Source organism: Brumimicrobium oceani (assembly GCF_003143775.1).
GTDB classification, from domain to species: domain Bacteria; phylum Bacteroidota; class Bacteroidia; order Flavobacteriales_D; family Crocinitomicaceae; genus Brumimicrobium; species Brumimicrobium oceani.
The window spans coordinates 1-22,795 of sequence record NZ_QFRJ01000012.1; the positions used below are offsets into that span (position 1 = coordinate 1).

23 protein-coding genes are annotated in these 22,795 nt (G+C 35.2%); 15 read left to right on the top strand and 8 right to left on the bottom strand.

Going from position 1 to position 22,795, the window contains the following annotated elements; genetic code table 11:
- Positions 1-273 precede the first annotated feature (273 nt).
- From DIT68_RS12955 to DIT68_RS12970, 4 genes are all read left to right on the top strand, one after another.
- Positions 274-1,572: an MBOAT family O-acyltransferase gene (locus tag DIT68_RS12955; protein WP_233244196.1), complete on the top strand. Its 1,299-nt coding sequence runs from the start codon at positions 274-276 to the stop codon at positions 1,570-1,572.
- A gap of 9 nt (positions 1,573-1,581) precedes the next feature.
- On the top strand, positions 1,582-2,607 hold the full coding sequence (locus DIT68_RS12960; RefSeq protein WP_109360242.1) for a hypothetical protein: 1,026 nt from the start codon (positions 1,582-1,584) through the stop codon (positions 2,605-2,607).
- Between the two features lie 357 nt (positions 2,608-2,964).
- A complete protein-coding gene (locus DIT68_RS12965; RefSeq protein WP_109360243.1) occupies positions 2,965-4,149 on the top strand; it encodes a hypothetical protein in 1,185 nt (394 codons plus the stop codon).
- 295 nt (positions 4,150-4,444) lie between these two features.
- Positions 4,445-5,989 (top strand): acyl-CoA carboxylase subunit beta, encoded by a 1,545-nt coding sequence (locus DIT68_RS12970; RefSeq protein WP_109360244.1) that lies wholly within the window; start codon positions 4,445-4,447, stop codon positions 5,987-5,989.
- Between the two features lie 148 nt (positions 5,990-6,137).
- Here the strand turns inward: DIT68_RS12970 and DIT68_RS12975 are convergent, their stop codons facing one another.
- Both DIT68_RS12975 and DIT68_RS12980 read right to left on the bottom strand, forming a co-directional pair.
- Positions 6,138-6,494 carry a helix-turn-helix domain-containing protein gene (locus DIT68_RS12975; RefSeq protein WP_109360338.1) on the bottom strand — a complete coding sequence of 119 codons (357 nt, stop codon included), beginning with the start codon at positions 6,492-6,494 and terminating at the stop codon, positions 6,138-6,140.
- A gap of 1 nt (position 6,495) precedes the next feature.
- Positions 6,496-6,789 (bottom strand): type II toxin-antitoxin system HigB family toxin, encoded by a 294-nt coding sequence (locus DIT68_RS12980; protein ID WP_109360245.1) that lies wholly within the window; start codon positions 6,787-6,789, stop codon positions 6,496-6,498.
- Between the two features lie 114 nt (positions 6,790-6,903).
- Here DIT68_RS12980 and DIT68_RS12985 point away from each other — a divergent pair, with 114 nt between their 5' ends.
- From DIT68_RS12985 to DIT68_RS13000, 4 genes are all read left to right on the top strand, one after another.
- A complete protein-coding gene (locus DIT68_RS12985) occupies positions 6,904-8,043 on the top strand; it encodes a methionine aminotransferase (protein WP_109360246.1) in 1,140 nt (379 codons plus the stop codon).
- The gene (locus tag DIT68_RS12990; protein ID WP_109360247.1) at positions 8,031-8,801 is read left to right on the top strand and encodes a nitrilase-related carbon-nitrogen hydrolase; all 771 of its coding nucleotides are present in this window, start codon (positions 8,031-8,033) and stop codon (positions 8,799-8,801) included. The genes DIT68_RS12985 and DIT68_RS12990 overlap by 13 nt, the downstream gene beginning before the upstream one ends.
- A gap of 419 nt (positions 8,802-9,220) precedes the next feature.
- Positions 9,221-10,777: a sensor histidine kinase gene (locus DIT68_RS12995; RefSeq protein ID WP_109360248.1), complete on the top strand. Its 1,557-nt coding sequence runs from the start codon at positions 9,221-9,223 to the stop codon at positions 10,775-10,777.
- A gap of 59 nt (positions 10,778-10,836) precedes the next feature.
- On the top strand, positions 10,837-11,229 hold the full coding sequence (locus tag DIT68_RS13000; protein WP_109360249.1) for a hypothetical protein: 393 nt from the start codon (positions 10,837-10,839) through the stop codon (positions 11,227-11,229).
- Between the two features lie 287 nt (positions 11,230-11,516).
- On the opposite strand, the gene DIT68_RS13005 is transcribed toward DIT68_RS13000, so the two are convergent.
- From DIT68_RS13005 to DIT68_RS13015, 3 genes are all read right to left on the bottom strand, one after another.
- Complete coding sequence (locus DIT68_RS13005; RefSeq protein WP_109360250.1) at positions 11,517-13,106, bottom strand: S41 family peptidase; 1,590 nt, start codon at positions 13,104-13,106, stop codon at positions 11,517-11,519.
- The gene (locus tag DIT68_RS13010) at positions 13,099-13,533 is read right to left on the bottom strand and encodes a deoxycytidylate deaminase (protein ID WP_109360251.1); all 435 of its coding nucleotides are present in this window, start codon (positions 13,531-13,533) and stop codon (positions 13,099-13,101) included. The genes DIT68_RS13005 and DIT68_RS13010 overlap by 8 nt, the downstream gene beginning before the upstream one ends.
- Before the next feature lie 384 nt (positions 13,534-13,917).
- Positions 13,918-14,613: a response regulator transcription factor gene (locus DIT68_RS13015; protein WP_109360252.1), complete on the bottom strand. Its 696-nt coding sequence runs from the start codon at positions 14,611-14,613 to the stop codon at positions 13,918-13,920.
- Positions 14,614-14,964: 351 nt separating this feature from the next.
- Here DIT68_RS13015 and DIT68_RS13020 point away from each other — a divergent pair, with 351 nt between their 5' ends.
- The 5 genes from DIT68_RS13020 (at position 14,965) to DIT68_RS13040 (ending at position 18,738) form a co-directional block, all read left to right on the top strand.
- Positions 14,965-15,951, top strand: a complete 987-nt coding sequence (locus tag DIT68_RS13020; RefSeq protein WP_109360253.1) for a bifunctional phosphoglucose/phosphomannose isomerase — start codon at positions 14,965-14,967, stop codon at positions 15,949-15,951.
- 3 nt (positions 15,952-15,954) lie between these two features.
- Positions 15,955-16,659, top strand: coding sequence for a lipoyl(octanoyl) transferase LipB (gene lipB / locus DIT68_RS13025; protein WP_109360254.1), 705 nt, complete (start codon positions 15,955-15,957; stop codon positions 16,657-16,659).
- Entirely contained in the window at positions 16,637-17,866 is a 1,230-nt protein-coding gene (locus tag DIT68_RS13030; RefSeq protein ID WP_109360255.1) for a serine hydrolase domain-containing protein, read from the top strand. The genes lipB and DIT68_RS13030 overlap by 23 nt, the downstream gene beginning before the upstream one ends.
- 4 nt (positions 17,867-17,870) lie before the next feature.
- Complete coding sequence (locus DIT68_RS13035) at positions 17,871-18,278, top strand: hypothetical protein (RefSeq protein ID WP_109360256.1); 408 nt, start codon at positions 17,871-17,873, stop codon at positions 18,276-18,278.
- A gap of 61 nt (positions 18,279-18,339) precedes the next feature.
- Positions 18,340-18,738, top strand: coding sequence for a hypothetical protein (locus DIT68_RS13040; RefSeq protein WP_109360257.1), 399 nt, complete (start codon positions 18,340-18,342; stop codon positions 18,736-18,738).
- A gap of 147 nt (positions 18,739-18,885) precedes the next feature.
- Here DIT68_RS13040 and DIT68_RS13045 read toward each other — a convergent pair whose 3' ends face one another.
- Both DIT68_RS13045 and DIT68_RS13050 read right to left on the bottom strand, forming a co-directional pair.
- Positions 18,886-19,740 carry a hypothetical protein gene (locus DIT68_RS13045; protein WP_109360258.1) on the bottom strand — a complete coding sequence of 285 codons (855 nt, stop codon included), beginning with the start codon at positions 19,738-19,740 and terminating at the stop codon, positions 18,886-18,888.
- A 95-nt stretch (positions 19,741-19,835) separates the two neighbouring features.
- Positions 19,836-20,120 carry a hypothetical protein gene (locus tag DIT68_RS13050; RefSeq protein WP_109360259.1) on the bottom strand — a complete coding sequence of 95 codons (285 nt, stop codon included), beginning with the start codon at positions 20,118-20,120 and terminating at the stop codon, positions 19,836-19,838.
- A gap of 144 nt (positions 20,121-20,264) precedes the next feature.
- On the opposite strand from DIT68_RS13050, the gene DIT68_RS13055 reads away from it, so the two are divergent.
- Both DIT68_RS13055 and DIT68_RS13060 read left to right on the top strand, forming a co-directional pair.
- Positions 20,265-20,630 carry a hypothetical protein gene (locus tag DIT68_RS13055; RefSeq protein WP_109360260.1) on the top strand — a complete coding sequence of 122 codons (366 nt, stop codon included), beginning with the start codon at positions 20,265-20,267 and terminating at the stop codon, positions 20,628-20,630.
- 470 nt (positions 20,631-21,100) lie between these two features.
- Complete coding sequence (locus DIT68_RS13060) at positions 21,101-21,493, top strand: DUF7793 family protein (RefSeq protein WP_109360261.1); 393 nt, start codon at positions 21,101-21,103, stop codon at positions 21,491-21,493.
- On the opposite strand, the gene DIT68_RS13065 is transcribed toward DIT68_RS13060, so the two are convergent.
- Positions 21,494-22,612 (bottom strand): DNA polymerase III subunit, encoded by a 1,119-nt coding sequence (locus tag DIT68_RS13065; protein WP_109360262.1) that lies wholly within the window; start codon positions 22,610-22,612, stop codon positions 21,494-21,496. It abuts the gene before it with no gap.
- Positions 22,613-22,795: the final 183 nt, after the last annotated feature.

The window sequence follows — 22,795 nt, forward strand, 5'->3', positions numbered from 1 at the left end:
GTATTCTTTTTCATAGATAAATGAGTGGAGTTATTCATCTAAGATACTGAATACCAGTCTTTTAAACAAGTGTTTCCATGCTTATTTTACTGATTTTTAATTAGTTATATTTTTGTCATGTAGTGTAAAGTAAGGGTTAAAAAATAAATGTAAAATATGCTTTTCAACACAATCGATTTTGTTGTTTTTTTACCAATTGCTATCCTTCTGTATTATCTGACGCCTCAGAAATTTAGATGGGTATTGTTGCTAACGGCAAGCTACTATTTTTACATGAGCTGGAAAGTAGAATATATTTTCCTAATTGCTTTTTCAACTTTAGTAGATTATACTACTGGAATTTTAATGGAAAGGTCTGAGAGAAAAAAAACTCGGCAACTCTTATTGTTTTTAAGCCTTTCCACCAATCTTGGACTCTTATTCTTTTTCAAATACTTTAATTTCGCTGTAGATAATTTAAACCTTGTTTTTGATCAAATCGGAATTCAACAGGATATTCCTTTAATGAATTTTCTTTTACCTGTAGGAATTTCGTTTTACACTTTTCAGACTTTAAGCTATTCTATAGATGTTTATTTTGGAAGACAAAAAGCAGAGAAACACCTCGGTTATTTTGCCTTGTATGTTTCTTTTTTCCCGCAATTAGTTGCTGGGCCAATAGAGCGCTTTTCAAGGTTAACTCCACAATTTAAAATTAAACATGCTTTCACTTATGATAATTTAGCCAATGGTTTACGACTTATTTTATATGGTTTGTTCATAAAAATGGTGATTGCAGATAATTTGGCCGCACTTGTTGATGAGGTTTACGCCGCTCCTGAAAACTACTCTTCTTTAGATATTTTTAAGGGATTAATGATCTATTCCTTCCAAATTTACAGCGATTTCTATGGTTATTCCATTATTGCTATAGGAAGTGCACAACTCATGGGAATAAAGCTCATGGACAATTTTAGAACTCCTTACTTAGCTAAAAATATTGCTGAATTTTGGCAGAGATGGCACATTTCTCTTTCTACATGGTTTAGAGATTATTTGTATTTTCCATTGGGTGGGAATAGAGTAGCAAAACAAAGATGGATTTTCAATATTTTTACCGTTTTTGTGGTTAGTGGTTTATGGCATGGTGCAAGTTGGACTTTTCTTATTTGGGGAGCTTTATTTGGTGTGGTTTACCTAATAGAATACCTTTTCAACAAAACTTTTAAAATTGAAAAAGAGTTCAAACCATACTCAATTGGTCATATTCTTTTGGCCATCAAAACCTTTTTAATAGTTACTTTAATTTGGGTGTTTTTTAGAAGTGAAAGCTTCGAAAGCGCAATAAATATTTTTAGATTATTATTTGAGAATATTGGAATATCGCCTGCAGAATTGGTCATTCCAAATTATCTGATTTTGTTTTTCTCTTTGTTCATAATCAGCGATATATTACTTTATAATCAGAGATTTGATAAGTGGCTAAGTAACTTCCCAGTCATTGGAAGGTGGACTATTTATAGTTTTCTAATGTTTGCTATTATAGTTTTCGCAGGTGTAGAAAACTTCCCTTTTATTTATTTTCAATTTTAACAATATTATATGCTAAAAAAGATATTTATAAAAGTTGTTTTCTTGGCTATAATTCTAGTTGCAATGAATTTTATTTATGCCAAATGGTTTTATGAAAGAGATATTCAGGAACACTCTCCTATTATTAATTTTGTTAGAGAAATACCAGAAAATACAGATCTACTTTACATAGGAGAATCTTCTAACACCACCTATCGAGAGAGTGATGAGGATAAAAGAACAATTGCCGAATTTATAGGTGATTATTATCCCGAATTAAACACAAATCACATTACAAAACCTGGGAGTCATGCAGGAATATATAAGGTTTTGCTCAATAAAGTTCCAAAAGAAAGCCAAATTCAAACGCTTATTGTCACTTTAAATTTAAGGTCGTTTAATGCGCAATGGATTTATTCAGACTTGGAAACACCTTTACAAAAAAGCTTGGTCCTGCTAAAACCTTACCCGCCTTTATTTAATCGTTTTTTACTTTCATTTAAATCCTATGATATTGCTTCGGATGAAGAGCGCAGAAGACAATACAATAAGAAATGGTTAGATGATGAATTTGAGATGCCTCACGATTTTCCCTACAAAAATGTGGCTGAATGGGATTATGGAATGGCCACAAGTGGAATGTTTGAGCAGTCAAAAATAGAGCTTGCTTGTCACTATATTAAGGGTTATGGATTTCAAATTGACCTTAAAAATAATCCAAGAATTAAAGATTTTGATGATATTGTAGCATTAGCAAAAGAGAGAAATTGGAATTTGGTTTTTAATTTGCTTGCCGAAAACACTCAAAAAGCAGATGAACTAGTGGGTGAAGATTTAATTTTTATGATGAATCAAAACACTGAAAAATTGATTAAATACTACGAAAACAAAGGTGTAACTGTTATAAATAATCTGAATAGTGTAGAAGATGAACAGTTCATAGATCAAGATTGGACAACAGAGCACTATGCTGAAAAGGGGCGAAAAGCTGTAGCAAAAAATGTTGCTGTGGGATTAAAAAAATGGCATGCAGATCTTTTCGAGTCTAGTAAGTGATTTGTTTAAGTAGTAAAATTCCTTTCCAAAAACTTCATAAGATGCTTGTACAATAATAAAGACAGAAAGTGTTCTTCAAAGCCCTTTTGATTTGTAAAAAATGAGAGATCAAAGTTGCGAATAAGAGTTTTTAAAACACATTCTAATCTCACGATTTAATCTCAAAAAATTTGTTGATGATTTGGCGTAAATCAAATTTCAAAATAAAGTTTTTTATTCAATAAAAAACTTTTAATTTGTTGGTGTATAGCGTTTAAGGGTAAACCCTGAATTTTATAAAATACTCTTATTTCTCTTTGGGATTACTAACCCTTTACTTCATATTTGTGCTAACTATTAATTAATAAAACTAATGTTATGGTACATCTAAAGTTAAAAACAACAGCACTTATAGTGAGTGCAATACTAATCGGAGTTACCTCTTGTAAAAAAGATGAAGTAGAACCTACTCCAACAAACCCAGGTCCTAGTGGTTCAGATCCAGCAACCGTGTTAGACTGTAATTACTTTAATGAAGACAGAGTATTGGTCGACAATCCAAACGCTTCTGTTGATTATATTGTAACTTGTAAAATAGATATTCAGGGTGATATTGTGATTGAACCAGGTGTTGTAATAGAATTTGAGCAAGATGCAGGATTTAACGTTTTAACTTCTTTGTCAGCTGTAGGAACTGCAGAAAAACCAATTATTTTTAGAGGTGTGGAAAATGATCCAGGCTTTTGGCGAGGTGTTAAATACAATAGTAGTAACACACTCAATGAACTTAATTATGTTCATGTTCATGACGCAGGAGGACTTGCCATGGGAGGAAATGGAGAAAAAGCAGGTGTAGTTCTTTATGGTGGTTCAAAATTAAAAATGGACAACTGTTTAGTTACAAATAGTGAAACACATGGATTAGATGCAAGTTATCAAACAAGTAACCTTACATCTTTCAAAAATAATGTTTTTAAAAACAACAATATTCCTATTAAAATAAGTTTGAATCAAATTGATGCTATACATGAAAGTAATAAGTGTAAAGACAATGCCAAAGACTTTATTTTAGTGAATACAGTTCACATGAAGAAGGCTAATACTTGGAAAAAATCAGATGTAAAATATAGAACAAATGGTGATATTTCGCTTTATGAACTTCTAACAATTAATCCTGGAGTAGAGATTGAAATGTATCAAGCTTCGAAAATAAATGTAGGTAGTGAAGGAGGTTTAGTTGCAGTAGGTACTGCCGAAGACCCAATTATTTTAACCGGAGTATCCAAAGTTCCAAAAGCATGGCAAGGAATTTACATTAATAGCCCCCACCCAGAAAATGAAATTGCACACGTGGAATTTCATTACTGCGGATACGGTGAACCTGAAACTAACGTATGGTTGTGGTATAATAAAACACTTAATATTCATGATGTTAGTTTTGAAAACGGAGATGGATGTGGAGTGAACTATAAATTACATTTTGGGCAAGCTGAAAATCAAAACTTAACTATAGGTTCAAACATCACAGTAGATCCAGGAGGTTGTGTTTCTGCTGAATGGTAAAAGCAAAGGTAAGAAGCAATTGTTAGATAGATGATAAAGTCTATTCAACATCTTGTTTTGATATTTTAATTTAACACTTGGTAATTATTCCTTTCGGGAAAAAAACGCAAAACAACTGCTCTCTAGGGAGCGGTTGTTTTTTTATTTCTCTTAACTATTTAAAGTGTATCCTCATCAGAATATTCCATTCACATAAGGAATTGTTAATACGAATTTACTAATCCTGATTGTCTCAAGTTCTAAAAATTCTTACGATATTTACCCTTTATCTAAGAAAGTACTGAAACAAGAAATTATGGAAGACATCAATAAAAAGTTAATAGAAAAACGCGAAGAAGCATTGTTAGGAGGTGGTCAAGCACGAATTGATAGCCAACACAAAAAAGGAAAACTAACTGCACGCGAACGAATTACACTTTTGTTAGATGAGAATTCATTTCAAGAAATGGGAATGTTTGTTGAACACCGTTCGCAAGATTTTGGATTAGACAAACAAAAATACCCAGGAGACGGAGTGGTAACTGGTTACGGAACAATTCATGGCAGACCAATTTATGTGTTTTCTCAAGATTTTACTGTTTTAGGAGGTTCGCTTTCTGAAACTTATGCAGAGAAAATTTGTAAAATTATGGACCTTGCAATGAAAAGTCAAACGCCAATTATTGGATTGAACGATTCTGGTGGAGCAAGAATTCAAGAAGGTGTTGTTTCATTGGCGGGTTATGCAGATATTTTCTACAGAAATACAAAAGCATCTGGAGTAATTCCACAGCTTAGTGTAATTATGGGACCTTGTGCAGGTGGAGCGGTTTATTCTCCGGCGTTAACAGATTTCGTTTTCATGGTAGAAGACACTTCGTATATGTTCGTAACAGGACCAAACGTTGTAAAAACAGTAACCCACGAAGAAGTAACTTCAGAAGATTTAGGTGGAGCAAAAGCACATGCTGAAAAGTCTGGAGTGAATCACTTTACAAGTCCGAATGATGTAACCGTTTTAAAAGAAGTGCGTGATTTAATGACCTATTTACCGCAGAACTGGCAATCATTGGCACCACACAAAAAGAACTTTAAGTTTGACAGTAAAAAATTAGAAACAATCTCTTCTATTTTACCAGAAAACAACAATATGCCTTACGATATTCGTGAGGTGATAGACCAAGTAATTGATGATGAATCTTTCCGTGAGGTACATAAAGATTTCGCAACAAATATTGTAGTTGGATTTGCTAGAATTGAAGGAAGAACAATTGGTGTAGTTGCCAACCAACCAATTTCATTGGCGGGAGTTTTAGACATCGATTCTTCAAGAAAAGGAGCGCGTTTTGTGCGTTTCTGTGATGCTTTCAATATTCCATTATTAACTTTCGAAGACGTACCAGGATTCTTACCAGGAACAGACCAAGAATGGAACGGAATTATTGCACACGGAGCAAAATTATTGTATGCATTTAGTGAAGCAACTGTTCCACGTGTGACGGTAATTACGCGTAAAGCCTACGGAGGAGCATTTGATGTAATGAACTCTAAAAACATTGGAGCAGATTTCAATTTCGCATGGCCAACAGCAGAAATTGCAGTAATGGGAGCAAAAGGAGCAGCTGAAATTATTTTTAGAAGAGAAATTGCAGCCGCAGCAGATCCAGTAGCTAAATTAACTGAAAAAGAAGCAGAATATGCTGAAATGTTCGCTAATCCATACAGAGCGGCAGAACGAGGAATTATTGATGATGTCATCAAACCTTCAGAAACAAGAAGTCGCGTGGCAAATGCGTTTAAGATTTTAGAAAATAAAAAAGAGGAATTACCGATGAAAAAGCACGGGAATATTCCGATGTAAAATATTTCCCCCCAATGTAGAGACGCAATGCATTGCGCCTCTACATTGGGGGGAAACGGTATTATCCCAATTTATATATTTTGATATTTTTTGTTTCGATGCTCGACCGTACGTCGCAACATTGTTAAAAATAGAAAGGCTGTTATCCTCAATAATCCTGAATCAGTATCTCAGTTGGAATACGTAATTTGGCATTTAATTGTCTAATCATTTCCAAGGTTAATTTGCGTTTTCTGTTCATAACCTCGCTTACTCGACTTTTAAATCCAATTATTTCTACTAGGTCTTTTTGTTTTAATCCCATTTGTTCCATTCTGAATTTAATTGCAGAAATTGGATCAGGCATTTCAATCGGGAAATGTTCACTTTCGTAGTTATCAATAAGAATTGCAAGTATTTCCAATTCGTCGCCCAAAGAAGCCCCTCTTTTCGCGTCAAATATTACTTCCAAACGTTCAAGCGCTTTCTCGTAGTCTGCTTCGTTTCTAATTGGTTTTATTTTCATTTTATATTGTGTTTGCATCAATTTTATCATATTCTGGATGTGTTCCAATAAATCTTATCCATGCCAGTTGATACCCAAAGTTGAATTTTACTATCAACCTATAATCGTTACCTTTTATATTGAAAACTATTCGATTGTCCTTCAAAATACTCGCATTAGGATATTCTGATTTTAATTCGTTTATCGTTTTCCAATTAGATTTTTCTGTTTCACGATACCATGTTTTTAATTGAACTTCACAGTTGCTGTGTTTTTCCCAGAAATCTGGTAATGTTCCCCTTGAAAATATTTTCACACTAATAATTTGTTGTAAATATAGCGAAAAAAGTTCCCAAATTGTTAACTTCTAATAAAAAACTCTCCAAACCAAAACATTTCATTATTTTAATGCTCCAATAAAAACATTAAAATGAGCGAATTCAAATCTAAATTACCACATATAGGAACAAGCGTATTTACTGTGATGTCGAAAATGGCAGCACAATATAACGCCATCAATTTATCACAAGGATTTCCAAACTTTCCAGTAGCGCCAGAGTTGGTAGAGAATTATGAGAAAGTCATTAAAGGAGATTATCATCAATATATGCCCATGCCTGGCGCACCAAGATTACTGGTGGAAATTAGTCAGAAAATTGCAACGCATTATGGTCGAATTGTTAATCCAGAGGAGGAAGTTTTGGTTACAGCTGGAGCTACACAAGCTATTTATACAGCAATTCAAGCCGTAATTCACCGTGGAGATGAAGCAATTGTTTTGGACCCTTCCTATGATTGTTATGCACCTTCCGTGGAATTGGCTGGAGGGAAACCAATCCATGTTAACATGCAAGCAGACTTTTCCGTAGATTGGAATAAAGTGGAAGATGCTATTTCAGCAAAAACGAAATTACTGATTGTTAATAATCCGCATAATCCCGGAGGAACAGTATTTTCAGAAGAAGATATTCAAGCGATAGAGCAAATCATGGAGCGTCATCCGCATATTTTTCTTTTGTCAGATGAGGTGTATGAGTTTATTCATTTCGAGGAAAAACACATTTCTATGAATACGCGAAAAACAATTCTAGACCGTACTTTTATCGTTTCGTCTTTCGGGAAAACTTTTCACGTGACAGGCTGGAAAATCGGATATCTTGTTGCGCCAAAATACTTAATGGATGAGGTAAAAAAGATCCATCAATACATTGTTTTTAGTGTGAACAGTACTTCACAAATGACATTATCGAATTATTTACCGCAAGCAGATTTATCTCAATTGGGTGAATTTTACCAGAAAAAGCGTGATTTCTTCCGTGGATTAATGAAAAATAGCCGATTTGAACTCTTGGATTGCCAAGGAACCTATTTTCAAGTGGCGCGATACAGCGAAATTAGTAACTTAGGCGATGTAGATTTCGCTACAGAAATGACACAAAAACACGGAGTAGCAGTAATTCCAGTTTCAGGATTCAATAAAGATCAGCACGACGATCATTTGATTCGTTTTTGTTTCGCAAAAGATGAAGAAACGATTATTAAAGCAACAGAAAAATTATGCAAGATTTAAAAGTTAGTTTGATTCAATGTGACCAAGTTTGGGAAGATAAAAAAGCCAACCTTGCACATTATGAAACGATGTTGAAAGAGGTGCAACTCCCTACAGATATTGTGGTTTTTCCAGAAATGTTTCAAACAGCATTTACGATGAATGCTGCAGAAATGGCGGAAACCATGGATGGAGAAAGCATTGCATGGTTAGAGAAAATGGCTGCTAAATACGATTGCGCGATGGTGGCTTCGCTCATTATAAAAGAAGGCGAAATATTCAATAATCGCATGGTTTTTATTCAAGCTGATGGTTCAATACAACAATACAATAAACGCAAGTTATTTGGCTTAGCCAGTGAAGATCAAACCTTCACTCCAGGTATAGAAAATACTATTTTTAAATACAAAGGCTGGAAGGTTTTCTTACAAGTTTGTTATGACCTAAGATTTCCAGAAATTGCACGAAATTCAGTCAAAAATGACGAATATGAATACGATTTACTCATAAATGTGGCCAATTGGCCTGAAAAACGCAGTTTACATTGGAGGACTTTATTGCAAGCTAGAGCCATAGAGAACCAATGTTATGTGGTTGGGGTGAATAGGGTAGGAGAAGGCGGTAAAGGCCTAAATTACTCTGGAGATTCATGCATCATTGCGCCATCTGGAATGATTGTGAGCTTGGTTTCCCATGATGAGCATGTAGTGAATGAAGAATTGGAAAGCGAGACTTTGGAAGAAGTGAGGAGAGTGATGCCTTTTCTGAAGGATAGGTGAGAGCGCCTGCGGCACTTGGGTTTTTAACACAGAGCGCACGGAGGTTTTTCACAGAGGTTCACAGAGGAAAAAGGAGGAGGAGAGAGAGAGAAGGAGAGTGATGTCTTTTCTAAAGGATAGGTGAGAGCGCCTGCGGCACTTGGATTTTAACACAGAGCGTACGGAGGTTTTACACACAGGTTCACGGAGGAAGAAAGAAAAAAGAGAGCAAGCATGAGGTCATAAACCTAAACTCAAGCAAAACCAATCAAAGAAAATCTGCGTAATCTGCGAAAATCTGCGGGATGTATTTCATGAAAATCCGCGTTCCATCCTACACAACATTCGTAATTCGTAATTTCCCGATTCGTAATTTATTATCTTTATGGTAAAGCAAGATAAATAACAATGATTCGTTATAACAACAGCAAAACAAATAAATGAAGCTATACTCGAATAAACAAAAATTTAAAATAGCATTGCTTTTTATAGCGATTGCTTTGGTAGGCGCTTCGTTATTTGTTTCCAACAAGATTGTAAATGAAGTGGCCAAGCGTGAACGCGAACGTGTAACACAATGGGCAGATGCAATAAAAAAACGTGCAGAACTTGTGCGTTTAACCAATAGTTCTTTTGAGGAACTCCGTAAAAAGGAACTCAGTGAAATGCAATTGTGGATCGATGCAACTAAAGAAATCTCTCGAAAAACCTCTTTAGATAGTCAACAATCTTATGATTTTCCGCTGACTATAATCAATAGAAATGATGATATTCCCGTGATTGTTTTGGATCAGGAAGATGAGGTTTCTACTTATATTAATATTCAACTCACCAAGGAAGAATTACAAAATGATTTTCCTGAAATGGATAGTCTCGAAATAGAGAATTTATTTACTGATTCTTTAGTGAAATTGGCTTATAGTTGGGTGAAATTCAATCCTTCGTTTACAATTGAAATTTATGATGGTTTATTCATGTCCTATTTCTATAATGATTCACGAAATATCCTGCGACTCGAAGAGGAAAGAGACTCTCTTTTTCAAGCTTTTAATAATGAATTGATTGAAAATGCTGAATTGGTTCCCGTTGTTTTAACGGATAGTTTGAAGCAAAAGGTAATTGCTACCAATTTATTAAAAGAAGAGCTGGATAGTTTGCAGCTGGCCAATCGATTAGAAGAACTATCCAATGAAAATGAGCCCATTAAGATTCGTTTCGCCGATGATGAAGTACGCTATGTTTACTACGCAACTAGTCCGGAATTAACGCAGTTGCAGTATTTTCCATATATTCAGTTTTTGATTATTGGACTCTTTATTTTTATTGGTTACGTCATCTTTAGCACTTTCCGCAAAGCAGAACAAAATAAAGTTTGGGCAGGAATGGCCAAAGAAACAGCGCATCAATTAGGAACACCAATTTCTTCTTTAATGGCTTGGGTTCAATTGCTTGAAGGCATGGATAACACTCAGGATATTGCCAAAGAAATGAATAAAGATGTTGAGCGACTTTCACAGGTGACAGATCGTTTTTCTAAAATTGGAGCCAGTACACAGTTGAAACACGCTGATATTGTGCATACAACAAGTCACTTTTTAGAATATTTACGTACTCGTTTTCCTAAAAAAGTAGAATTAAATTTCAGCTCTTCAGACGAAGAAATTATTACTCCACATAATACTGCCTTATTTGAATGGGTTATTGAAAATATCACTAAAAATGCCATTGATGCCATGGAAGGTGTTGGGAAAATAGACATCAGTATTATCAGAAATAATGGTCAAATAATTATCGATATTGCAGACAACGGAAAAGGAATGACACCCACACAACAGCGGCAAGTTTTCCAGCCGGGTTTCACCACCAAAAAACGGGGTTGGGGATTAGGTTTGCCATTAGCAAAGAGGATTATTCACGAATACCACAAAGGAAGATTAAAGATTATTCATTCCGAAATCGGAAAAGGGACTACGTTTAGGATAATTTTGACGCCTTAGACGATATCATATTTAACGTATAATTTCATTGGAAACTATATTAAGACAATACTATTTAAATGGATAATCCATACATATATTTCATAATCGGTTACGGAGTAAGCTTTGTATTTTGGTTAGGTCACGAATTTTTATTGAAAAAGTGGATTTTGATAAGTGCCATATTAGTCAGTTTGTTCTTGGCTTTTATGGCATTTAAATATCAGGGAATGGAGTCTCTTCAAATGAAAGGCGGATATGCTGCAAACGATTTATTTTCACCAGCTTTGTTTCTCATTATTTACTTTTTATATAGGTACTTATTCAAACTCATTTATAAATATGAGCCAATTATGACATCATATTGGTCAACAAGTTGGGATCAAGAGCATCACCGAAAACTACACGTGGGGGATTCATTGTTTACAGTTATTACACTAGTTCTTCCAATCCTCATTCCAATGTTTATTTGATCAAAATAGAATTTGAACAAATTGAGGCGCAAGTTCAATTTAAAAATTTAAACCAATTTCGAAGGATGCGGCTTAGTTCCATTACAGCGCTTAGGTGCGTAAGATAATACCGTCCCAAGAAACGTTTTAATAGCCCTCAATACAGGTGGAAAAACCTACGATATCCCGATCAAACTCTTAACCACCACTATGAAAATCCGTGAAAATCTGCGCTGCTTGCAGTTCTGCTGCGTAAGCCCAAAGCATCCGTGTCATCCGCGTGCCATTACAGCGCATGTAGCGTTCCATCATTGCAACGCCTTTATCGCCACATTGATCTCATTATCCGTCTTATTAAAAATATAATAAGCGCCCAATTCCAACCATCTTTGTCTAGCAATTTCTGCTTTTATACTTGTCCTAATGCGTTCAAGAGATTGCTGATATTCTTTCTCATTAAAAGTAATGTCGTGCTTACTTTCTGCATATTTCCTAAAGTCACTCAATACTTTTTCAGTCACTTTAAATTCACGGTCGAAAGCCTGAACATTTCTGTACTTGCTCATATCGTGAAAACGTGCAAATTGATAAGAATATTCATTAAAAACATTCGCATATTGCAATCTTCGGTAATAAGTTGAGCTTCCTGAAGTGTCAAGAGGAACAAAAATATCTGGCATGATTCCACCACCTCCGTAAACAACTTTACCCTTTGGAGTGGTATATTTCAAAGAATCCACCAAAAGAGAACTATCTAATTCATATAATTCTCCGTTTTCGTAACGATTTAGTTCGTCCATCATGTAGTGTTCATAATCTTCGTTGTATGGTTTTTGAATACTTCTTCCTGTTGGAGTATAATACCTAGAAACCGTCAGGCGTAAATTACTTCCGTCCTTCAATTGAATATCTTGTTGCACCAATCCTTTCCCAAAAGAACGGCGGCCAATAACAATCCCTCGGTCATTATCTTGAATTGCTCCAGCTACAATTTCACTCGCCGAAGCAGAACTACTGTTAATCAAAACCGCCATGTCTACATGTCCCAAGAACGGCTGACTTTCAGAATAAAGCACCCTTTCTGGACTGTTCTTCCCTTTTGTAGAAACAATTGGAGTTCCTTTCTCAAGAATAGCATCTAAAATTGAAACGGCACTTCCCAAGACTCCACCGCCATTATAACGCAGATCGAAGACTAATTTCCTTAGCCCTTGTCTTTTTAAATCGATGGCGGCTTCATAAAATTCATTGGCAGACTGCATACTGAATTGCCCCAAACGAATATACCCAATTTCGTCGGTTAGCATGTAAGAAGCGCTAATAGATTCAATGGGAACAGCTCCACGAATCACTTTTTTCTCGAGCTTTTCTCCTTTTCTTAAAATTGTGATAGTTACCGGAGTTCCCTCTTCACCTTTCAATAATTCTCTCACATGCTCATTGGATAAACCAACGTTGGCAATGTCTTCCCCATCTACATTGATAATTTGATCAAATTTCTGAATTCCAGCTCTGAAAGCAGGAGATTGACCAATTACATTTACCACACTCAAGGTGTCGTCATAGATTGTAAAACGAATTCCAACACCTCCAAACTTCCCTTGAATACTTTCGCTCATGGCTGCCAAATCTTCTGCAGCGATATAATTTGAATGCGGATCTAAGCCGTGTAATAAGTCAGCGATCGTTTTTTCAAACAATATTTTCTTGTCGATAGTATCCACATATTCTCTATCCAAAACCTGAATGATATCGGCCAATTTTTGTTCATATTTCCCTTCAATCGCAGAAGAGGTATTGTAACTTTTTCCGTTGCCCAAGAAGATTCCTAAAAATATTCCTGCGACAACCAATAAACTTCCAATAAGTGGGTATAATGCTTTGTTTGAGCTATTCATTCTCGATATCTGTTATTTGTTCGATGTTTATTCCAGCTGTTTTTAAAAAATGCACACCTGAATCATCTTTGTAATGGTCAATATAAACTACGCGCGTAATTCCCGCTTGCAAAACCAGTTTACTACAATCCTTGCAAGGGGACATGGTTAAGTATAACGTTGCACCTTTCGCATTGTTTGAAGATTTAGCACATTTTAATATCGCGTTAGCCTCAGCATGCAAAACGTACCAATGTGTTTTTTCATTATCATCCTCACAGCAATTGTCAAATCCAGACGGAGTTCCGTTGTAGCCATCTGAAATAATCATATCATCCTTAACAATTAAAGCGCCGACTTGTTTACGCTTGCAATGCGAGAGCTGCGCCCAAGTTTTCGCCATTCGTAAATACGCTTTATCATATCGAAGTTGCTTTGCTTTGTTCATGATTTTAATTTGTGCTCACAAAAATAGGGTTAATTTTAGTTTGGCAGTCGAATGTATGGAAGGATTTGGGGATTAGGGGAGTGGTAGGGTTGGATTTGGGTTTTTTGGGCATTATCCAAAGGAACTGTCTGTGTAAACTAAGATGGATATCAGGGTCGGTCTTTCCGTATTAACTTTTTGTTTTTCATAAGAAAGTTGGCTCAACTTGTCAAAGGAAGTTTGATGAATAGGAGTAGAAAGATGGGTCCGCGATCATCCACGCTGCTTGCAGTTCTGCTGCGCCCACCGATGCATCCGTTTTGCGGTGAATGCGATGCACTGAGCTTGCCGAATGAGAGCCTGCGAAGTCCCGCGTTCCAATAAGCGCAACCAGACATCTAAAATCTACCCCACAAACTTATACCCAACCCCTCTCACACTATGGAAAAACTCAGGGTTCTTGGCATCCAATTCAAATAACTTTCTAAACGATAAAATATAATTATCTATTGTTCTTGTGGTGGGATAGGTGTCTGTACCCCAAAGTTGGTCTAGAATGAAATCTCGGGAAAGTACTTCTCCTTCATGGTCAACAAAAAGGTGAAGCAGTTCAATTTCTCTTTTTGTGAGCTCGGTGATCAATTCGTCTCCTTTTTTCACTTCGAAAGTGAGTAGATTCACATTAAAATCTCCGATTTCTAAATGTTGTTCTATTGGTTTTTTGCCCTGATGTCTAAGAATCAAAACTTGTACACGAAGCAGCAATTCTTCTAAATCAAAAGGTTTGGCAAGAAAATCGTCTGCTCCCAGGCGTAGACCTTTAATTTTGTCGGAAGAAGTTCCTTTGGCCGAAACAAATAAAATAGGGGTATCGGCAACGCTTTTAAACATGGCACATATATCCCAACCACTTACCTCTGGAAGCATAACATCTAAAATAACCAAGTCATATTCGCCCACTTTTGGGGCATGGTCAATCGCTGTTCTTCCGTTAGAAATACAAACGACTTGAAAACCTTCGAGCTTTAAGTTTAATTCAACTACATTGCTTAAGCTTTGCTCGTCCTCAATGAGTAATATTTTTTTAGAGCTATTTGGCATTATGCTTTTATATTCACATTTTTTTATTTGTTCACTCCACCAAAAGATGATTCGAACGTTAATTTCTAAAACTTAAAACTAGAAAGCAGAAAAGAATATGAAAATTTATTCCTTCACTTGTTTCAACCTACAAAAATACAATTCGTAGTGAGTTTTACTATCAAAATGTAGCTTATAATCTGCGGATTTTCACCAAAGTTAACAGAGCCAAACTTATTTTCAAAAATATATATGCTTTCAAGTATCTAAAATCATCTTTTTTTCGTTTATTTTACACAAAATATAAAGTTGCAATTTCTGAACTGTAGTTTTGATTTGTTACTTTTTAGTATAAAACAACAATAAATATTAATGGATAAACTGGTTGCTCAATTCCCTAAACAAATTGCGGATGCTATTGAAATAGCTTCACGTAGTGATTTTTCCTTTTATAAAAATAAAGCTTTTCAAAATGTGGTTATTTGTGGAATGGGAGGGTCTGGTATAGGCGGAAAAATGGTTTCTCAGCTTTTTGAAAACCAAGCGAGTCTACCGATTATCTTAACTCAAAGTTACGAAGTTCCTGGATTTGTGAACGAACATACTTTGGTAATAGGTTCTTCTTATTCAGGAAATACCGAAGAAACGTTAGCCGCTGTTGAAATGGCCAAGCAAAAGGGAGCTACGATTGTTGGGGTTAGCTCTGGCGGAGATTTGGCTCAATTTTGTAAAGATAATCACTACGATTTCGTCAAGCTTCCGGGTGGAAACCCGCCACGCAGCATGCTGGCTTTTTCTGCTGTTCAGTTGATTAATATTTTATCAAAAGCCCGAATTATTGATGCCAACGCTATTGATACATTCGCAAAATGTCGTCATTTATTGAACGAAGAATTAATTTCAATAAAAGATGAAGCAAAGAAATTAGCAAAACATCTTTACGGAAAACAATGTATATTTTATGCAGATTCTGATTTAGAATTTGTAGCCATTCGTGCACGTCAGCAAATCAATGAAAATAGCAAGCGATTATGCTGGCACCATGTTATTCCAGAAATGAACCACAACGAATTGGTGGGTTGGGCTGGCGGCGACAATGCTTTTGCAGCTGTATTCTTTGTTTCTCAATTTATGTCTGATAGAAATAAGAAAAGAACAGAATTGAGTCAGGAGATTATCGGTAAAAAAACCAAGCATGTTTTGTCTATACATGGAAAAGGTAAATCCATTATTGAAGAATCATTTTACTTTATCCACATTATTGACTGGGCTTCATTGTTTTTAGCAGATCAAATGGATATAGACCCTGTAGAAGTAAGAGTTATCGATTATTTGAAGAGCACACTAGATAAAGCATAATTTATGTTGGCGGAAGTTGTACTAGAAGATTTAGGTTCTATAGATTATAAAAAAGCATGGGATTATCAGGAAAAGCTCTTCAAATCTACAGTGGATCTTAAAATCGAAATTCGCCGAAATGAATCTTCTGAATCAACAAAAAATTACTTATTATTCTGTGAGCATCCGCATGTTTATACCTTAGGGAAAAGCGGAGACCAAACCCATTTATTGCTTTCTGAAGACCGTTTGGAAGAAATCAACGCAACCTATTATAAAATCAATAGAGGAGGAGATATTACCTATCATGGCCCCGGACAATTGGTGATGTATCCTATTTTTGATTTAGAGTCTTATTTCTTTACAGATATTCATAAGTACATGCGCTTTTTAGAAGAAGCAGTGATCAGAACATTGGCCGAATACGGAGTAGATTCTGGTAGGGTAGAAGGTTATACCGGAGTTTGGCTGGATGGAGGCACAGCTAAAGAACGTAAGATTTGCGCAATGGGCGTAAAATCCTCGCGTTGGGTAACCATGCACGGCATTGGTTTTAATGTGAATACAGACCTTAACTATTTTAATTACATCGTTCCTTGCGGTATTGAAGATAAAAGTGTAACTTCACTCGAGAAGGAGTTGGGTCATCCCGTAGACATGGATGAGGTAAAATCCAAACTTCAATATCACGTAGCAGAACTTTTTAATGCAAAATACATCAACACATAAAAAGAGTTTTTGGAAAAAGGTGAAACGCCTTCTTCTCTTCTTTTTATTGTTTTTTGCACTCGTTAACCTTATCGTTTTCATAACAGGAAAAACTTATCTTTACAAGGGAGTAGCAGCTACATATTTACAGGGTAAATCTGGACCAGGAATTTATGATTCTCTTGTTTTTCCAGTACGCGTTGCAGCGCATGATCTTTCTCCTAAACAGTGGGAAACTAGTCCCGCATTGAGTACCTTAGATCAACAATCTAAGAATTTCTTGAATGAAATTCAAACGACTTCTTTTTTAATTATTAAAGAAGGTGAAATCATTCATGAATCTTATTTTGGTGACCATTCAGAAGTTATTAAGAGCAATTCTTTTTCAATGGCGAAAAGTCTCATCGGATTACTTGTCGGAATTGCAGTGGATAAAGGAGAAATTGATGGCTTTGATGCGCTAATTAGAGATTATTTGCCGTTCGAACTACATCACGATGAGGAAATCACCATCCGACACCTTTTGGGGATGTCTAGCGGTTTAGATTGGTCGGAAAGTGGGAGTAACCCTTTGTCGGATAACGCAGAAGCTTACTATACATCAGAATTAACGGAATTCATGAAAAACGAGCAATTTGTGGAAGCGCCGGGTGTAGAGTTCAAATACGCCAGTGGAAATAGTCAACTGCTTGGGCTTATTTTAGAAAATGCAACAGGAAAATCAGCAACTGAATATTTTGAAGAGCACATTTGGTCCAAGATCGGTTCAGAAAATGATTTATTATGGAGTTTAGACAATGAAAACGGTGTGGAAAAGACCTTTTGCTGTGCCTATGCCACAACTCGTGATTACGCAAGAATTGGCCAGCTAATTTTAAATCAAGGATGGTGGAACGAAGAAGAAATTATCTCTCCAAAAACATTGACTACTCTTATTTCTCCTTTCAATTTAAAATCGCCACATTACGGCTTGCATTTCTGGATTTTTAATCATCCAAAATATCCCGCCGTTTATGCACGAGGAATTCTAGGTCAGTACATTATTGTTATCCCATCTTTGGATGTTGTGATGGTGAGAACAGGTCATGAAAGAAAGGAAAAGTATTTTATTCCAAAAAATAAAAAAGAGGATTTTGACTTTGTACTTAAAAACAGCTACAAAGAGCATCATCCATTAGATCTTTTTAACTATTTTTCCATTCTCGAAAGTGTTTTAGAACAAGAGTAAAATTATGAAAGAAGAATTAAAAGGACCTGAAGTTAAAGACGTTTATGTTGCCATTGTGCAAGAGTTAGGTGAAGATAATACCATCGTTCATGATGTTTATTTGCTCAATGAAAGCGAAGACGTCTTAGAACAAGTTTTAATTACTTCTAAAGGCTACGCAAGGAACGAAAAAAATGAAAAAGTTGAAACCACTACTTTAAGAAAAGACTTAGGTGGCTTAATTCCTTTTTCAGCACAAAAAGTGGAGCCAATTATGGAAGATGTTATGGCGCTAACCAACGAATATTGGGTGTGTTATTGGATAGGAAATAAAATGTATGACAAGAAGTTTGTTGTTCAGGCAAACCTAATAAAAGAAGAAAATCTAGAATACATTCCTACCTTGAATTTAAAAGGAGTGCTGGTAGGGTGAGTCAGTATGGAGTATGGGGTGCTGAGTATGGAGTTGGAGCGTATGGAGTGACAAGATTTCAATGATAAAAAAGACAGCTATATCTATTGTTTTGCAATTAATTTCAATTCCTTTATTGTATTTCTTGCTCTATTGGATTGCAAGTTATTTCCATGAACCATATTATAGAGATGGTGGAAGTGTAGATTTTTATTATTTAACTTTGATTTACCTAACTTGGTTCATATTAATAACACTTCCAATCTTAAATTTAATTCAATCTTATTGGATAAAAAACAGAAATTTAAATATTTTGATGCATATAGGATGGTTTGTGTTTATTGTGTGGTATACACAAGGAGATTTAAGTTATCGTCCTTATGATTACGGTTTAATCCTTTTTTGTGTTGGCTCAACGATATTAACCAGATTAATATTCAATACTGCTTTACTGTCCTTCTCTGCTAAAACCTTTAATTAGTCAAAATTGTTCTCTCAATACTCCCTACTGCTCTACTGCTCTACTGCATTTGTCTAAAAACCAATGAATAGGTTTATTTTAAATCTCTAAAGACAAGATAAACTGATTCCTTCTCAATACTCTAAACTCTCCCTCAATACTGCGAAGCTACCACTGCGGACAAGTTCCGCATTTATCTTTTGAACCCGCTAAAATATTAAATCCTAAATGAACAGAGGGAGAAATAAAACCAACTACTTGTTTTCCGGTAGTATCGCCATTGCTAGAAAGTTTTATATTGTTTTGATTCAATAATCCACCGTCGAGTTCTAATTGAAGATAAATATATTGCATGAACTGCAACCGTATTCCAATATTGGCTGCTACACCAATTCCGCTTAATGAAGAAACACTTGGTGACACATAGCCATCATAAGTATAATCAACTTGGGTTAAAAGTGGTCCTGCTTGAATTCCATAAAGGGTGTGAAATGCAAATTCTGCTTTTCTTGATTTAAAATGTTGATCATTGCGTTGAACACCGATTGAAAGGAAATTAATTCCGCGACTTTGTGCTATACTGAATTGATCTCTTGTAAGTAGAATTTCATCATCAACAGCTCCAATATAGTTAGAATGAGCTTCTGGTGTGAATGTGCCCTCTAAACCAACACTTTGATTGTCTTCAAAAAACGTGTTGTAGCGATCAAAACCAAGTGTGATTGCCCATTTTGGTTGAATGAAATAGCCTAGTTTTATATTGATTTGAGGAGAAGAACTTGATAAAAAAGACCCCATTCCTTTTCCCTCTGCATTGTCTTGAATAACGGTATTGTTCAGCACAACATCATAAAAATTACCGTTTAGGCTAACATCGGAGTTGCTGTATGCACTTCTGTTATATCCCACTTGGGCAAAAAGTGTTCCTTGTCCGTTGGTATTCAATTTACTCTTGCGTTGTGCAATGGCAGGTTGAAAAACAACTGACATTAAAATTAGAATAAAGATAATTTTTTTCTTCATAGGGTATAGAAAACAAAAAAGGCATGAAAATCACACCTTAGATATACCTTAGTAGCTTAATACCACTTTAGCGTTGTTATAAATGTAAAGTCAACTTAAACTAAGTTGATAGACATCACAATAACATCTATTATAACAGTTATTAAAGCAAGGTTTAAAATTTGTTTAACTGGCGCTACGGCGATAAGAAATGAAAGGGTAAGCATTGTTGGAAGCACAACCAAGAACAATTGCCAAGTATGGTGAACGGCTCCTAATCCAACTGTCATTCCCCCTAAACAACCAATTACTAGTAAAACTACACTTATAATTCCCAATCGGTTTTCTTCTAAATTTTCTCCTAAAAATTTATTCCAAATAGTTGCGTTTGCATTCCCCATAACATCGTATTATTTAAATTTCAAAGCAAATATAGGGAATTATAAAGTATAATCTTTTCGCGAATATTGAAAAACTATTATTATTTTTAATTGTCTCTTCAATTAGACACAGTTTGTGCTGAATAAATTAGAATCAAATAGTAGATGAATATAGTTTTAAAGGAAACTTTGGGTTTTGTGGATATTAAGATTTATGATAATAACATTTTCCATACAAATGTTGTTGGTAAAGTACCTTTAACGGTCGCTCAAGCTAAAGAGATTACCGCCTTTAGAATGGATAATATGGGGGGCAAAAAAGCATTAATGCTATACACTAGGGATGATCGCTATACAGTACCCACACCCGAAGTGATAGAATATATAAAATCTACAGACAGAAAAGAACACGTATTAGGGGATGCCTTCGTTATTAAGCTTCTCTCAAAGATTGTTTGTCAAAACATTGAGCACTGTGAGGGGTGTCCAGGTTCCTACATCCTTTTTTGCCTCCAAACAGAAAGCAACTGATTGGTTACTAGGGTTAAAATAAATACTGTGGCTTGCAAATATGCCGAATCACTCCATTATATACAAATTCTATCTTTCACTTTTTTGGTCTCAAAAATATTTAAAATCATTGTTGTCCGATAAAAGTATTTCATTTGATCTGAATTTAAAGCTACTGATGGGATACCAACCATTTAGAAAGCTTCATACTTGGTTTGGTTTCTTAGAGTGTAGTAGTTAAGGTTTTTAAATTTAGCTCCAGTTGAGGGGCATATTAATAGTCAAAGACGTTGTACTTGACGACAAAACTAAACCCCACAAAAAAAGATATAGCGCCAATTATTTTTATCGGACAATAGTGATTTAAAATACTGAAAGTCTTTATTAAGGTATAATGTTTTTGGGTTTGTTGAAAACTATTATTATTTTTAAAAAAGATCTGCTGAACTACGGGGTTATTATTTTTTAGAACAGTGAAAAACCTTAGTCTTATGAAAGTAATTGTAAAGAAATCTTTGGGTTATGCGGATGTAACAATTTATGATAATGACATTTTTCATACGCATGTTTTAAGTGCAAAACCATTAACACTCGAGCAAGCCAAAGAGATAACGAACTTTAGAATGACAAACATGAAAGGTAGAAAAGCTTTGATGTTGTCAACTGGTGAAGATAGATACATTATCCCAACTCAAGAAGCACTAGATTATATACAATCAACAAATAGAGCAGCAACAGTGAAAGGGGATGCTTTTGTAATCAAAAGTCTTTCCCAACGCTTATTTATAAAAACCGTAAACAATCTGAGGAAAATGCAAACACCCGTTTCTTTTTTTGCTTCTAATCAGAAAGCCATCGATTGGCTTTTGAGGATAAAGAGTTAATTACGCTTTGTGAATATAGCGCATCACCTCAAAGGTAATATTGGTGAACAGTAACTTACTGTGCGCATTTCGTTCAATGTTGTAATGCGCTTCATTGAATAGATCATTGAATTCTAGAACGTTATTTCCAGTAATAAATCGCGCAAAATTAGCCAAGAACTTCGCTTCATCCGTTGAGGTACGCATTAACTGATCCTCAGTATAGTTTTTCATTAAACTTTGTCTAACCATATATAGAGCATACTTTAGGAAATGTTTTTGTTCTTCTCTGCTTAGTTTAGACATGTTTTCAGCCCAAAACATCATAGGGAGAACTTCTTTTTTATAACAAACCCTCATTAATTCAACAAAGCGCTGATAATTCAAATTAGAACTTCCTCCAGTTTTAATCATTTCAAGGGCAGCGGTAACGTCCCCTTCAGCTCTAGAAGAAACGCTTCTGAGTAAATCTTCGTTGGAGTTTCCTTGGTTACGTAAAAAATTAACCAATTCATCATCATTTAGTTGCTTAATCTTGGTGATTTGTGTTCTACTCAAAATAGTTGGTAAAACTGTATCTTCATTTTCCACGATAAGAATAAACAAGGTGTCTTTTGGCGGCTCCTCGATGATCTTCAATAACTTATTCGCGCATGCAGTATTCATCGTCTCTGCTAACCAAATAATACTAATTTTAAATCCGCCCTCGAAAGACTTTAAAGTTAGCTTTTTTATGATTTCCTCACTCTGATGAACAGAAATTATTGGTTTCCTCCCTTTGTCATCAGATGCGTTAATCCATTCATTTAATCCCAAATAGGGGTTTTTTAGAACCATTTCTTTCCATAAAGGAAAAACAGGGTCAGATGTTTTTGAAATAACCTGTGCCGTAGGAAAGGAAAAATGAATGTCTGGGTGCTCTAGTTTCTGCACTTTTTTACAAGAGGGGCATTCCCCACAACTGTCGTTTTCTTTTTGGTTTTCACACATTAAATATTGCGAAAAAGCCAAAGCCATTGGTAAACCTCCATACCCGATGCTACCCAGAAACAAATGGGCATGAGAAACTTGTTGACTTCTCACGTCATTAATAAACTTCTCTTTGAGCTCGGTATGTCCTAATACATCTTTAAAAAGCATTGGATAAAGATAAATAATTCTTACCGGTAACAGATTAAAAAAGTAAAGAAAGCTTGTGATCAATTACTTTTAATTTCTCTATTTTTCTCTGATTTTTTTAAAAGTGATTTATACTGAATGTTGTTGTTAGGTCTATACATCTAACTTTATTTAAGCATTTTTTTGTAGGGCTAAACTCCTGTT

Bases quoted from the DNA above. Each gene is read 5' to 3' on its own strand.
- DIT68_RS12955 (WP_233244196.1), top strand. From the start codon at position 274: ATGAGCTGGAAAGTAGAATATATTTTCCTAATTGCTTTTTCAACTTTA.
- DIT68_RS12960 (WP_109360242.1), top strand. From the start codon at position 1,582: ATGCTAAAAAAGATATTTATAAAAGTTGTTTTCTTGGCTATAATTCTA.
- DIT68_RS12965 (WP_109360243.1), top strand. From the start codon at position 2,965: ATGGTACATCTAAAGTTAAAAACAACAGCACTTATAGTGAGTGCAATA.
- DIT68_RS12970 (WP_109360244.1), top strand. From the start codon at position 4,445: ATGGAAGACATCAATAAAAAGTTAATAGAAAAACGCGAAGAAGCATTG.
- DIT68_RS12975 (WP_109360338.1), bottom strand. From the start codon at position 6,494: ATGAAAATAAAACCAATTAGAAACGAAGCAGACTACGAGAAAGCGCTT.
- DIT68_RS12985 (WP_109360246.1), top strand. From the start codon at position 6,904: ATGAGCGAATTCAAATCTAAATTACCACATATAGGAACAAGCGTATTT.
- DIT68_RS12990 (WP_109360247.1), top strand. From the start codon at position 8,031: ATGCAAGATTTAAAAGTTAGTTTGATTCAATGTGACCAAGTTTGGGAA.
- DIT68_RS12995 (WP_109360248.1), top strand. From the start codon at position 9,221: ATGAAGCTATACTCGAATAAACAAAAATTTAAAATAGCATTGCTTTTT.
- DIT68_RS13000 (WP_109360249.1), top strand. From the start codon at position 10,837: ATGGATAATCCATACATATATTTCATAATCGGTTACGGAGTAAGCTTT.
- DIT68_RS13005 (WP_109360250.1), bottom strand. From the start codon at position 13,106: ATGAATAGCTCAAACAAAGCATTATACCCACTTATTGGAAGTTTATTG.
- DIT68_RS13010 (WP_109360251.1), bottom strand. From the start codon at position 13,533: ATGAACAAAGCAAAGCAACTTCGATATGATAAAGCGTATTTACGAATG.
- DIT68_RS13015 (WP_109360252.1), bottom strand. From the start codon at position 14,613: ATGCCAAATAGCTCTAAAAAAATATTACTCATTGAGGACGAGCAAAGC.
- DIT68_RS13020 (WP_109360253.1), top strand. From the start codon at position 14,965: ATGGATAAACTGGTTGCTCAATTCCCTAAACAAATTGCGGATGCTATT.
- lipB (WP_109360254.1), top strand. From the start codon at position 15,955: ATGTTGGCGGAAGTTGTACTAGAAGATTTAGGTTCTATAGATTATAAA.
- DIT68_RS13030 (WP_109360255.1), top strand. From the start codon at position 16,637: ATGCAAAATACATCAACACATAAAAAGAGTTTTTGGAAAAAGGTGAAA.
- DIT68_RS13035 (WP_109360256.1), top strand. From the start codon at position 17,871: ATGAAAGAAGAATTAAAAGGACCTGAAGTTAAAGACGTTTATGTTGCC.
- DIT68_RS13040 (WP_109360257.1), top strand. From the start codon at position 18,340: ATGATAAAAAAGACAGCTATATCTATTGTTTTGCAATTAATTTCAATT.
- DIT68_RS13045 (WP_109360258.1), bottom strand. From the start codon at position 19,740: ATGAAGAAAAAAATTATCTTTATTCTAATTTTAATGTCAGTTGTTTTT.
- DIT68_RS13050 (WP_109360259.1), bottom strand. From the start codon at position 20,120: ATGGGGAATGCAAACGCAACTATTTGGAATAAATTTTTAGGAGAAAAT.
- DIT68_RS13055 (WP_109360260.1), top strand. From the start codon at position 20,265: ATGAATATAGTTTTAAAGGAAACTTTGGGTTTTGTGGATATTAAGATT.
- DIT68_RS13060 (WP_109360261.1), top strand. From the start codon at position 21,101: ATGAAAGTAATTGTAAAGAAATCTTTGGGTTATGCGGATGTAACAATT.
- DIT68_RS13065 (WP_109360262.1), bottom strand. From the start codon at position 22,612: ATGCTTTTTAAAGATGTATTAGGACATACCGAGCTCAAAGAGAAGTTT.